Genomic DNA, 12490 nt, shown 5'->3' with positions numbered 1-12490 from the left:
CGAGCCTCGATCAGGCTCGCTCCGTCACCGCCCGGCGCGATGCAGTGCCGCTTTTGCGCAATTTTTCCGATCGGAAATCGAGAAAACAAATCGGGAAAACTGGCGGCAGACTGCGTGTGCGGCCTTAAACGATCGTCAGCGTCACGTCGATGTTGCCGCGCGTGGCGTTCGAGTACGGGCAGACGATGTGAGCCTTGTCGACCAGTTCCTGCGCCGCAGCGCGGTCCATGCCCGGCAGCGAGATACGCAGTTCCACTTCGATGCCGAAGCCGTTCGGGATCTGGCCGATACCCACGCGGCCGGTGATCGAGAGATCGGCCGGCACAGCGATCTTGTCGCGTGCACCCACGAACTTCATCGCGCCGATGAAGCACGCGCTGTAACCCGCTGCGAACAGTTGTTCGGGGTTCGTGCCTTCACCGCCTGCGCCGCCCAGTTCGCGCGGCGTGTCGAGCTTCAGGTCGAGCTTGCTGGCGGGGACGACGGCGCGGCCGTCACGGCCTCCGGTTGCGGTGGCTTCGGCGGTGTAAAGGGCTTTTTCGATCGACATGACTGACTCTCCAGTGTGAGCAACGCAGCATGAAAACTGCAGGTGTTGAATCGTTAGTCGTCCGGACCAATGGCGGTCTTCGCGACAAGGGTTGACTGCATGACATCGACGATAGCGTTCGTTCGTGGCGTACACGTGATCGCCGTCGTCATTTTTGCAAATACTATCTATCACTAGATAGATATAGGGCTACGACATAAACATACATTAATCTTTACCGGATGTCCTGCTTTTCGATGGAGCTATCTATCAGAAGATAGATTCATCGTCCTGCAAAAAGGCGGTGAACCGCCTTCTTCAAATCTCTCTGGCCAGCCTGCTCAGGACGCCACTTTCCACATGGCTTCCACGTCTTCCAGGCGCGCCTTCGTATGAAACAGGCGGCTTGCGATCACGCTGCCCTGCAACGCGGCGAACAACGTGCGCGCTGCGCTTTCCGGCTTGCCGCGTGCGACCAGGGTGCCTTCCTTGACGCCTTGCGCCAGCACCTTCGCCAGCCACGATTCGTTTGTGCGGAAGAACGCCTGAACGGCTTCGCGCACGGACTCGGGCAGCGTTTCGATGTCGGCAGCCAGCATGCCGCACAGGCAGATCTGGTTACCGTCGCCAAGCGTCTTGCCGAAAAAGCGCGTGTACAGCGCGAGCTTTTCGTTGGCCGGCAGTGCCGGGTCGACCGTTTGCAGCGCCTGCATGACTTCGTCGCTGTACTGCTTCACCGCCTCGAGCACGAGGTCGTCTTTCGACGGGAAGTAGTAGTGAATGCTCGACGTCTTCACGCCCACGAGTTCCGACAGGTCGCGATAACTAAAGCCGTTATACCCGCGCAACATCATCAACGTGATGGCGTGATCGAGAACCTGTTCGCGTACTGTCAACTTCGTGTTCATGGGCTTCAATTTATCTACTAGAAGGTAGATTGTCAAGCGCCCGGGGGGAAATTTCTTTTCCCGCCGAGTTTCCTTAAGGAAACCCGGCGCTCAGCCAGCGTTAAACCCCGCGGTGACCGGCGCTGACGATCAGCCGCAGACCCAGCGCCGCGATTGCGCCAGCAGCAATGCGGTCGATCCAGCGCTTGGCGCGCAGATACATATCGCGCGGACGCTGGCTCGAAAAACTCAGCGCGACCACCGTATACCAGCCGGTTTCGATCGCGAATACGAGCGGCGGTAGCGCGAAATAACACCAGATCGGCGGATGCTGCGGAAGCAGCGCGACGAAAATGCTGCCGTAAGCCACGGCCGTTTTCGGGTTGCTGAGCTGGGTCGTGAGGCCGGTCCAGAACGATTTCGCGGGATGGGCGATCTGCTTCTCGCCTGCGCCCATCGTCACGGGTTCGCCCGCGCCGCGCCAGATGCGCGAGGCGATGTAAAGCAGATAGAGACCGCCCGCGATCTTGAGACCGGCATACAGCCACGCAACCGTGGCGAGCAGCGTATAGAGGCCGGCGAGCGCGATGCCCGCAAAGCAGATCGCACCCACCCCCATGCCGAGCGCAGTGGCGACACCGTCGCGTCGTGACAGGCCGATCGAATTGCGCGCGACCATCACAAAGCTGGGGCCGGGACTCATGGCGCCGAGCAAAAGCGCGGCGAGGATGCTGACGACGGCGGTAGTGGGTGACATGGCGACCGGCTGGAGGTGGAAGGGATCTTTAACACTATCACGGGCGAAACGCTGTGCACGTCGGCCAGCGAAATCGTACGCAATGCGCGCAGTTTCCGATCCGCATCGCCATGCCGCTGGCGTCTCCGATCGGAAACGCGCGCACAAGTTACGGCCGCTCAGGCGTTGCGCACACGGCTCCAGTGCTCCAGCAGAACACGGGTCTGCTCGCAGCAACTGGTCTTGAGGAAGTCGGCCTTTTCCGCGTCGATTTCATTCCATCCGAGCGTCGTCAGCGTCGAGCCGCGCGCGATATGGAACACCAGAAATTGCCCGTAGAGGCTGAACATGCGCACCACGGTGAGCGGATCGTCGGCCTTCTTGCCGGTGATGCGCGCGAGCAGTTCCACGTTCACTTCGTTCAGCGGCTCGCGCACGCGTTCGCGCAGCACCTGCGAGCCGATCTCGGGTTCGCCGCCGCCTTGTTCGCGCGCGAAAAAGAGCCGTTGATCCGGCTCGCTGCGCTTCACGAATGTGCGATCGGCCACGGCGCGCAGGATGTCGATGAAGGCATCGATCAGTTCCGGCGTGTCGCCGTTGCGTTCGAGGACTGCGCGTGCGCGCAGCACGGCCGGCTCCAGCGCTTGCCACGATTCGTCGGCGATCGACTCGGCGCAGGCGCGGTAAAGGCCTTCCTTATTCTCGAAGTAGTACTGCAGCGCCGGAGCATTCACGCCCGCGCGCGCGGCGATATCGCGTGTCGATGCGCCTTCGAAACCGAGTTGCCCGAACAGGCTGATGGCGGCTTCGATGATCTTGCGGCGCGTTTCGTCGCCGCGTGCATAACCGCCCGCCGAAGGGCGGCGCAGTCGTTTGGGTTCGTTCATGTCATGTGGGATTGCCTTGGCTGTCGAAAATATAACACTTGACACAATTTTTCCGGGTGGAATAATTTTGCCAACTGGTAATAATCTTTTTCTAAGGTTGTGAAAATCATGTCAACGACTGCGGGTGCGCCTGGGCGCGAAGTGCCGGGCGATGCCGTTTCGCCGGGAAAACGTGGCAACAGGCGGATGGTGCTGGTGGGTCTCGGGCTCAGCGCGCTGGTCGCGGCGGGCGTCTGGGGCGGGCACTGGTGGCTCGTCGGCCGCTTTATCGAAAGTACCGACGATGCCTACCTGCAGGCCGACAGCGTGACCGTCGCGCCCAAGGTGAGCGGCTATATCACCGATGTCTACGTGGCCGACAACCAGACTGTGAAGGTTGGCGATCCGCTCGTGAAGCTCGATGCGCGCCAGTACCAGGTCGCGCTCGATCAGGCGAACGCCACCGTCGATGCGCGCGCGGCGGACATCCAGCACGCCGATGCGCAACTCCTGCAGCAACGCGCGAACATCGCGCAATCGCAGGCGCAGCAGGAAGTGGCGCGCGTCAGTCTGCGCCACGCACAGGACGAAGTGGCGCGCTACGCGCCGCTGGCGGCCACGGGCGCGGAAACGACCGAACGTCTCGCCGAACTCAAGAGCACGCGCGATCAGGCGCAAGCCACGCTGGCCGCCGATTCGGCCGCCGTCGAAGCGCAGCGTTCGCAAATCGCCGCGCTCACCGCGCAGCAGGCGCAGGCGCGTGCACAACTCGAAGCGGCGCGCGCCAGTGCGGCGCAGTCGCAACTCGATCTCGACAACACCGTGGTGAAAAGCGCGCTTGCAGGGCGCGTGGGCGATCGCACCGTGCGTGTGGGGCAGTACGTGCAGCCCGGCACGCGCATGCTGACCGTCGTGCCGGTGCAGAAAACCTATCTCACCGCGAATTTCAAGGAAACGCAGATCGGCCGCATGCGGATTGGCCAGCCGGTCGAAATGCATGTCGATGCCTTGCCGGGCCATACGCTGCATGGCGTGGTCGACAGCTTCTCGCCGGGCACGGGCGCGCAATTCGCGTTGCTGCCGCCGGAGAACGCCACGGGCAACTTCACCAAGATCGTGCAACGCGTGCCGGTGCGGATTCGTCTCGATACGGGCCCGGAAACGCGCGGTGTGCTGCTGCCGGGTATGTCCGTGAATGTCGATGTCGATACGCGTTCCGCACGCGACGACGATCGCCGTATCGACGCCGAGAATCATCGTGACTAACTCAACGGGTGCTGCAGGCAGCGCCGCATCGGCCGCGCCGCAGCCGCACGAACGCGCGACCACGGCCGACTGGATCGCCGTAGCCGCGGGTGCGCTGGGCGCGCTGATGGCGACGCTCGATATTTCGATTACGAACTCGGCGTTGCCGCAGATTCAGGGCGAAATCGGCGCGACCGGCACGGAAGGCACGTGGATTTCCACGGGCTATCTGATGTCGGAAATCGTCATGATTCCGCTGGCTGCATGGCTCACACGTGTGTTCGGACTGCGAAACTTTCTGCTTGCCAATGCAGCGCTCTTCATCGGCTTTTCGATGATGTGCGGCTGGTCGGGCACGCTGGGCCTGATGATCGCCGGGCGTATCGGCCAGGGCTTTACCGGCGGCGCAATGATTCCTACCGCGCAGACCATTATCCGCACGCGGCTGCCGCTTTCGCAGTTGCCCGTAGGGATGACGGTGTTCGGGTTGATCGTGCTGCTCGGGCCGCTGCTCGGTCCCGTGCTGGGCGGCTGGCTCGCGGAAAACATCAGCTGGAGCTGGTGTTTCTTCATCAACCTGCCCGTGTGTATCGCGCTCATTACGCTGCTGGTGGTCGGGCTGCCGAAGGATCGTCCGCACTGGGAGGCCTTTTTGAAGGCCGACTGGCTTGGTATCGTCGGCCTCGCTGTCGGGCTGAGCACGCTCACGGTGGTGCTCGAAGAAGGGCAGCGCGAGCGCTGGTTCGAATCGAGCATGATCGTCACGCTGACCTGTGTGTCGCTGGCGGGAATGGTGCTGATCGGCATTTCGCAGTTCGTGGCGAAGAAGCCCATCTTGCGTCTTTCGCTGATGCGCAATCCGCGTTATGCGAGCGTGATTGTGATTGTGTCGGCGGTGGGCGCCGGTCTTTACGGCATTTCGTATCTGCTGCCGCAGTTCCTGAGCATCGTGGCGGGCTACAACGCCGAGCAATCCGGCGCCATCATGTTGCTTTCGGGGCTGCCGGCGTTTCTGGTGATGCCGATCTTGCCGCGTCTGCTCGGCAAGGTGGATTTTCGCGTGCTGGTGGTGACCGGGCTCTTGCTGTTCACGCTCAGCTGCATGCTCGATATTTCGCTGACCGCGCAGAGTGTGGGCCACGATTTCGTCTGGTCGCAACTGATTCGCGGCGTGGCGCAAATGCTGGCGATGATGCCGCTCAATCAGGCTTCGATGGCCGCCGTTGCGCGCGAAGATTCGGGCGATGCGGCCGGGCTTTACAACATGGCGCGTAACCTGGGCGGCTCGGTCGGACTGGCGATCATCGGCACCTTGATCGATCGGCGCGAGACCTTCCACACGGCCATGCTGCGCGAGTCGCTGAGCGCTAATTCGGTGATCGGGCAGGAGCGCCTGGCTTCGGGCGCGGCCAACTGGTTCGCCCAGACCGGCGATATGGCGCACGCGCAGGTGCAATCGCTCGGCCAGATTGCCGCGCAGATTCAGGTGCAATCGACAGTCATCACGTACTCCGAAACATTCTGGGTGCTCGGCGTTGCGCTCGCTGCCTGCGTGCCGCTCGCGCTCCTGCTCAAGAAACCGCAGCCCGGCGTGAAGGCGCCGTCAGCCGGCCACTGAAGCTCAACAATTCGACTCATGACGGCAACTCGTTCCTATCGTCCTTTCCTCGCGCCGCTTTCAACGCTTGCGGCGGCCTGCGCGCTCGCCGCGTGTACGGTTGGCCCCGACTATCACGGCGCGCCTGCCGTGGCGCCCGAAGCGGCCAGCGCCGCTTCGTTCGTGCGCACGCCGACGCAAGGCGTGACGCCCGCACGCGCGCCCAGCGAATGGTGGCTCGCATTCGACGATCCGCAATTGAATGCGCTGATTTCCGCTGCATTCGAGCACAATCCCGATCTGCGCGCCGCCCGTGCCCGTCTGCGCGAATCGCGCGCGCAACTCCAGCAGCAGCGTGGCGCGGAGATGCCGAAGATCTCGGCCGCCGTCGCCGCGCCGCGTATGCGCGAGCCCGACCTGAGTTCGTTCTCGTCGAGTAGTGGTAGTTCGAGTTCCAGTTCGTCGGGCTCGAGCGGCCGCGGTCCGCTGCAGTTCTACACGGCGGGTTTCGACGCTTCGTGGGAGATCGATCTGTTCGGCGGCACGCGTCGCGCGGTGGAAGCCGCGAGCGACGAAGCCGATGCCGTCGATGCCGATCTCGCCGATGCACAAGTCTCGCTCGCTGCCGAAGTGGCGCAGGCCTATGTCGATCTGCGCAACGAGCAGCAGCGTTTGTTGATCGCGCAACAAACTGCCGAATTGCAGCAGCAGTCGCTGACGCTCACCGAGCAGCGCCGTCAAGGCGGCACGGCTGCGGACGTCGATGTCGAGCGTTTGACCACGCAAGTCGAAACCACGCGTTCGACCATTACGCCGCTGGCTTCGCAAGTGGAGACGTCGCTCGATCAACTTGCCGTGCTCACCGGCAAGGCGCCGGGCGCGCTCGACGCCGAACTCGCCGCGCCGCGCGCGCTGCCGGTGCTGCCGGCTTCGGTGCCGGTCGGCGATCCGGCGGCGATGTTCGCGCAGCGTCCCGACATTCGCGCGGCCGAGCGGCGTCTCGCGTCGAGCAACGCGCAGATTGGCGAGCATGTCGCCGATTTCCTGCCCAAGCTCACGCTATTCGGCGATCTGGGCTTCACGGCGGCGGACCCGGGCCACCTGCTGCGCAAGAACAATTTCAGCTGGGTTGGCGTGCCGTATCTGCAATGGAATCTGTTCGACTTCGGCCGCACGATGGGTGCGGTACGTGGCGCGCAAGCCTCGCGCGATGAAGCCGAAGCGCGTTACGAAAAGACCGTGCTCGCCGCGCTGCAGGATGCGAACGGTGCGCTTTCGCGCTACGGCTATCAGCGCGAACATCTGGTGACGCTGCAGAAAGTGCAGACCTCGGCGCAGCGTTCGGCCGTGCTGATGCGTCAGCGTTATCGTGCGGGCGCATCCAGTCTGGTCGATCTGCTCGATACGCAGCGCGCGGAATTTCTCGCGCAACAGGATGTGATTTCGGGGCAGGCCGAACTGCTCAAGGACTTCATTTCCATTCAGAAGAGTCTGGGTCTGGGCTGGCGTAGCAACGCCAGCTAAATATGACGATGGGGTGTGCAATGCATCGGGCGATCGTCTGACATTGCACGCCTCATGACTCAAATAGTGAGAAAACCCCGTAAATCAACGGGTAAACGCTGAGCGCTCGCAGCCAAAATACCAAAACGCCTCTTCCTTGGCGCTGCTACTATTTTTCTGAAGAAAGCAGCCCGAGACTGGATACAAGTCCAAGGAGGAGGCATGAAGCTGAAGAAGGCCATCGATCGCGTGCCTGGCGGTCTGATGCTGGTGCCATTGCTGCTCGGCGCCTGCGTGCATACGTTCGCGCCCGGCGCGGGCAAATACTTCGGTTCTTTCACCAACGGCCTGATTGCGGGCACCGTGCCTATTCTGGCCGTGTGGTTCTTCTGCATGGGCGCGACCATCGACCTGCGCGCGACTGGCACCGTGCTGCGCAAATCCGGCACGCTGCTCGTCACGAAGATGCTGGTGGCGTGGATCGCCACGCTGGTTGCCGCGCACTTTCTGCCCGTCGATGGCATCAAAAGCGGCCTGTTTGCAGGCCTTTCCATCCTCGCGATCACCACCTCGATGGACATGACCAACGGCGGTCTCTACGCCGCCGTCATGCAGCAGTACGGCACGAAAGAAGAAGCGGGCGCATTCGTGCTGATGTCGATCGAATCGGGGCCGCTCGTCAGCATGATCATTCTGGGCGCGACCGGCGTGGCATTTTTCGAACCGCGTTTATTTGTAGGCGCGGTATTGCCGTTCTTCGTCGGCTTTGTGCTCGGCAATCTCGATCACGATCTGCGCGAACTTTTCGGGCGGTGCGTGCATCCGCTCATTCCGTTCTTTGGCTTTGCACTGGGCAACGGCATCGATCTCAACGTGATCGCGACCAGTGGTTTCGCGGGCGTGATGCTCGGTCTTGGCGTGATCGTCGTGACCGGCATTCCGCTGATTCTTGCCGATCGTCTGATTGCGGGCGGCAACGGCGCGGCGGGACTGGCGGCGTCGTCCACCGCGGGCGCGGCCGTGGCGAACCCCGCGATCATCGGCGAAATGATTCCGCGCTTCAAACCGCTCGTGCCCGCCGCAACCGCGATGGTCGCCACGGCCTGCCTCGTGACGGCCATTCTGGTGCCGATACTCACCGCCATCTGGGTGCGCAGAAAGAGTGCGCGCGAGGCGCTGCGCGCCGAATTCATGGGGCCGCCAATGCAACCGGTCCACGGCCGCGACGCGCATGTTTGACGGTTTATCCGCGCGCCATGCTGCTGAATACGCCATCGCGCCGGATCCATGCGTGGAACAGCGCCGCGCCCAGATGCATCATCACCGTTGCGAACAGCAGCAAGGCGAGCCATGTATGCGCCGCACGCAGCCAGGCATAAAGCGTGACGCTGTGCGGCGCAATGGGCGGTAGATGCACGGCGCCCGCGAGCACCACGGGATAACCTGCTGCCGATAGCATCGCCCAGCCAATCAGGGGCATCGCAATCATCAAGGCATAAAGCAGCAGATGCGACGCATGCGCGGCGGTGCGCTGCCAGCCTGGGATATCGCGAGGTAAAGGCGGCGTGCCGCGTGTCAGGCGCACGACAACGCGCACGATCACCAGCACGAGCAAGGCGATGCCGAGCGGCCGATGCAGTGCGATCAGGCTGTCGTGTAGCGTCGAAACCGTCGCCACCATCCCCACACCCACAAAGAGCATGGCAACGATAAGGACTGCCATCGACCAGTGAAGCAGGCGGGCGAGGCCGCTGAAATGCGCGTGGACGGGCTTCATTGCTGGGCTTCTCCATGTTCGTGTGCCAGGGCGGCTTGTTCGCGCGTGCGGCGGTTGAACGACACCGAATAGGCGGCGGAGCGCGCGGCGAGCAGCGGGTCGTCGGAAGGCTTCAGACCATCGGGCAGGATGGTCGGATCGTAATTGACGTCGCGGCAGGCGCCTGCGCGTTGCGGTGTGGCCTGGCGCAGCACGAGCGTGCCCGCGTCGATCTGCTGGCGCGAATCAGGCCATTGCTGCGTGGCGTCGCTGGTGGCGTCGCCTGGCGCCGCTACGGTGAGCACCAGATGCCAGCGCAGCGGACCTTGTGCGAGCCGGTTGTCGAGATCGTCGGCGAGGAAATCGGGGTTGTGTTTCTGATCGGCGGATTCGGCTTCGAATGGCGTCTCGGGCACCATCTCCCAGCGTACCGCCTGCATTTTGCCTTCGGCATTGGTCGCGATGAACGCGTTGATGCTCCAGAAAGGCGTATTCGCGAAGCTCGATGAAGGCGGATGCGCTTTCAACCATTGGCGAAACGGCAGCGTTTCCGGGTTCGCGATAAAAAATGCATTGAGTTTCGCGGGATCGGGCTTGCCGGTTGTCGGATCGGGTTTCGACGCGACCAGTTGCTGATAAAACTGCTTCGGGGTGCGAACCACAAAGACTGGTGCGGAATTCATGCCGGTGCGCCATTGCTCGCCGTCCTTCAACTGGAACAGCAAGGCCATGCTGCGCACCGGTATGCTGGCGTCAGGCGCCGATGGATTGCTGCCCGGAATCGCGAGGCGTCCAATGACGGGCGTGGCGCCCGGCGCGAACACGGCCGCGCGCGATACGCTTGCGCCATTGCCGTTGCTATCGAATTCGCCTTCCACGCACAGGCCTTTCGCGTGATTGCGCCGATAGCCCGTGTGGACGCCATAGTTCGTTTCGAATGTGTTGACGATGTGCGGCGCGTCCAGTCGCGTCGGCGTCAGCCATCCTGCCGTCCATGCGAACAGGCCAGCGGCGCCACCGATCACGGCTGCAATGGCGGCAAGCCTGCAAGGTACGCAGATGGGGGGGCGGCTCATGATGCGGCTCCGTTGGCGTACGATGCGATCGTCGGGATGCGCAAGTGCGGGAATGGCGGTGGGCGATGGGGCATGATCGGTCCTGTCGAAGGTCATGGTGGCCGTTATGAGCGTCAACAGGGCGATGGCGCGTTCTATTCCCGTCGTATGTAAAGAAATTCGATCTGTAAGGCGCGTGCAAGAAACAGCGCGCAGCGAAGGAGAAAGCGATGCGCCAAGGAGGATGTTTGTGCGGCAGCGTCCGCTACGAGATCGCGGGCGAGCCGATCGGCACGACGGCGTGCCATTGCGTGGATTGCCGGCGCGCATCGGGGGCGCCGTTCGTCGGCTGGATGAGCGTGTCGTGCGATGCGTTCAAACTGGTTGCGGGTGCAACGAAGTCGTATGCGTCGAGCGAAGGGGTAGAGCGGGCGTTTTGCCCGGAATGCGGTACGCCGCTGACTTACCGCAGTGCGGCGTATGCCGATGAGATCGACGTTGCCACCGGCACGCTGGACGCGCCCGGCGCAGCGCCGCCCGAGGATCACACCTGGACGTCGCAACAGCTCGATTGGGTGCGGCTGGCGGATGATCTGCCGACTTATCCGCGCAACCGCGAGTAAAGAGTGAAACCTTAAGCCTGAAACTCGAAGCGCGGCGCGCCGGAATCAACGCGCCGCGCGTACTGCGATCAACGATGCTCGGTGACGAACTTGGTCACGAGGTACGGCTCCATCGCTTCGGTGCCGCCTTCCGAACCGTAGCCCGAATCCTTCACGCCGCCGAACGGCACTTCAGGCAGCGCGAGGCCGTGGTGGTTGATCGACAGCATGCCGGTTTCGATGTCTTCGGAAAGCGCCGCCGAAGTGGCCGCCGAGCGCGTGTACGCATAAGCCGCGAGGCCAAAGGGCAGGCGATTCGCTTCGGCGATCACGTCTTCGTAGCGCGAGAAACGCGAAACCGGCGCGAGCGGGCCGAACGGCTCTTCGGTCATGATGCGCGCGGAAAGCGGCACATCGGCCAGCACGGTGGGCGCGAAGAAGTAGCCTTCGCGGCCGACGCGTTCGCCGCCCGTGAGCACCTTCGCGCCGTGTTCGCGCGCATCGGCGACAAGACGTTCCATCGCGGCGAGGCGACGATCGTTCGCGAGCGGGCCCATCTGCACGCCTTCCTCGAGACCGTTGCCGACCTTGATGGTCTTCGTCGTGGCGACGAAGTGTTCGAGGAATTCGTCATAGGCCGCGTCTTCAATCAGGAAGCGCGTAGGCGAAATGCAGACCTGGCCCGCGTTGCGGAACTTGGCGATGGCGAGCAGCTTCGCGGCGCGCGGAATGTCCGCATCGGCGAACACGATCGCGGGCGCGTGGCCGCCCAGTTCCATCGTGACGCGCTTCATGTGCTCGCCGGCCTTCGCGGCCAGCAGCTTGCCCACCGGCGTCGAGCCCGTGAACGAGATCTTGCGGATCGCCGGGTGCGCGATCAGATACGACGAGACATCCGAAGGCACGCCGAACACGAGGTTGAGCGCGCCCTGCGGCACGCCTGCGTCGATGAACACCTGCACGAGCGCGGCGCAGCTCGCGGGCGTTTCTTCCGGTCCTTTGAGCACGACGGTACAGCCCGAGGCGAGCGCGGCCGAGACCTTGCGCACGGCCTGATTCACCGGGAAGTTCCAGGGCGTGAAGCACGCGACCGGGCCGACCGGCTCGCGCGTGACGATCTGGCGCACGGCGTCCGTGCGCGACGGCACCACGCGGCCATAGGTACGGCGGCCTTCTTCGGCGAACCAGTCGATGATGTCGCCGCCTGCCAGCACTTCGGCCTTGGCTTCGCCAACCGGCTTGCCTTGCTCGCGCGTCATGATGGCGGCGATGTCGCCTGCGCGCTCGCGCAGCAGGTCGGCGGCGCGGCGCATCAGCTTGCTGCGCTCGAGCGGCGAGACCTTGCGCCATGCGTTGAACGCGCGCGCCGCGGCTTCGGCGGCATCCGAAAGGTCCTGTTCGCTGGCGAGGCTCAGGCGTCCGATCTCCGCCTCGGTGGCGGGGTCGATCACGGCGATCGTCTTTGCGCCGGCGCGCCAGGCGCCGTCGACGTAAATCTGGGTATCCGGGTAGGGCTTCGCGCTCGAAGTCATGATGGAACGATCCTCTTGAACAATGCAACGGTAGGGGAAGCCGACGCCGCGCGCGGCAACGCGTGACGTCGTGGCCGGGAAACAGAACCGCCTATTCTGCCACCGCTGCGCGCGCTTTGCTGGCGACGCAAACGCAAAGGGCCTTCGAAAATCTCGAAGGCCCTTATTGTCTGGCGCTTACG

The 12490-nt window shown here is 63.4% G+C and carries 12 protein-coding genes; 5 read left to right on the top strand and 7 right to left on the bottom strand.

The genetic code is table 11. From position 1 onward, the window contains the following. Window positions 1-124: 124 nt before the first annotated feature. From U5A67_RS04540 to U5A67_RS04525, 4 genes are all read right to left on the bottom strand, one after another. Complete coding sequence (locus U5A67_RS04540; protein WP_205982369.1) at window positions 125-550, bottom strand: organic hydroperoxide resistance protein; 426 nt, start codon at window positions 548-550, stop codon at window positions 125-127. Window positions 551-870: 320 nt separating this feature from the next. Further along, entirely contained in the window at window positions 871-1437 is a 567-nt protein-coding gene (locus U5A67_RS04535) for a TetR/AcrR family transcriptional regulator (protein ID WP_205982370.1), read from the bottom strand. 100 nt (window positions 1438-1537) lie between these two features. Continuing rightward, entirely contained in the window at window positions 1538-2173 is a 636-nt protein-coding gene (locus U5A67_RS04530) for a LysE family translocator (protein ID WP_321813225.1), read from the bottom strand. Window positions 2174-2331: 158 nt separating this feature from the next. After that, on the bottom strand, window positions 2332-3039 hold the full coding sequence (locus U5A67_RS04525) for a CerR family C-terminal domain-containing protein (RefSeq protein ID WP_321813224.1): 708 nt from the start codon (window positions 3037-3039) through the stop codon (window positions 2332-2334). A gap of 186 nt (window positions 3040-3225) precedes the next feature. On the opposite strand from U5A67_RS04525, the gene U5A67_RS04520 reads away from it, so the two are divergent. The 4 genes from U5A67_RS04520 (at window position 3226) to kdgT (ending at window position 8602) form a co-directional block, all read left to right on the top strand. After that, window positions 3226-4284, top strand: a complete 1059-nt coding sequence (locus U5A67_RS04520) for an HlyD family secretion protein (RefSeq protein ID WP_321813396.1) — start codon at window positions 3226-3228, stop codon at window positions 4282-4284. Continuing rightward, entirely contained in the window at window positions 4277-5881 is a 1605-nt protein-coding gene (locus tag U5A67_RS04515; RefSeq protein WP_415767767.1) for an MDR family MFS transporter, read from the top strand. Before U5A67_RS04520 ends, U5A67_RS04515 begins: the two co-directional genes overlap by 8 nt. Window positions 5882-5899: 18 nt before the next feature. Continuing rightward, on the top strand, window positions 5900-7384 hold the full coding sequence (locus tag U5A67_RS04510) for an efflux transporter outer membrane subunit (RefSeq protein WP_321813222.1): 1485 nt from the start codon (window positions 5900-5902) through the stop codon (window positions 7382-7384). A 201-nt stretch (window positions 7385-7585) separates the two neighbouring features. Beyond that, window positions 7586-8602, top strand: a complete 1017-nt coding sequence (gene kdgT / locus U5A67_RS04505) for a 2-keto-3-deoxygluconate transporter (RefSeq protein ID WP_205982376.1) — start codon at window positions 7586-7588, stop codon at window positions 8600-8602. Between the two features lie 4 nt (window positions 8603-8606). Here the strand turns inward: kdgT and U5A67_RS04500 are convergent, their stop codons facing one another. Together U5A67_RS04500 and U5A67_RS04495 are read right to left on the bottom strand one after the other, a co-directional pair. After that, the gene (locus U5A67_RS04500) at window positions 8607-9140 is read right to left on the bottom strand and encodes a cytochrome b (protein ID WP_321813221.1); all 534 of its coding nucleotides are present in this window, start codon (window positions 9138-9140) and stop codon (window positions 8607-8609) included. Continuing rightward, window positions 9137-10195, bottom strand: a complete 1059-nt coding sequence (locus U5A67_RS04495; RefSeq protein WP_321813220.1) for a catalase family peroxidase — start codon at window positions 10193-10195, stop codon at window positions 9137-9139. The genes U5A67_RS04500 and U5A67_RS04495 overlap by 4 nt, the downstream gene beginning before the upstream one ends. A 209-nt stretch (window positions 10196-10404) precedes the next feature. On the opposite strand from U5A67_RS04495, the gene U5A67_RS04490 reads away from it, so the two are divergent. Then, the gene (locus U5A67_RS04490) at window positions 10405-10797 is read left to right on the top strand and encodes a GFA family protein (protein WP_321813219.1); all 393 of its coding nucleotides are present in this window, start codon (window positions 10405-10407) and stop codon (window positions 10795-10797) included. Window positions 10798-10865: 68 nt separating this feature from the next. On the opposite strand, the gene U5A67_RS04485 is transcribed toward U5A67_RS04490, so the two are convergent. Continuing rightward, window positions 10866-12308 (bottom strand): NAD-dependent succinate-semialdehyde dehydrogenase, encoded by a 1443-nt coding sequence (locus tag U5A67_RS04485; protein WP_205982380.1) that lies wholly within the window; start codon window positions 12306-12308, stop codon window positions 10866-10868. Window positions 12309-12490: the final 182 nt, after the last annotated feature.

Origin of the sequence: Paraburkholderia sp. J69-1 (genome assembly GCF_905220255.1) — a bacterium.
In the GTDB taxonomy this organism is placed as follows: Bacteria; Pseudomonadota; Gammaproteobacteria; order Burkholderiales; family Burkholderiaceae; genus Paraburkholderia.
The sequence above is the reverse complement of the archived record's forward strand: the minus strand, read 5'-3'. Positions and strand labels throughout refer to the sequence as shown.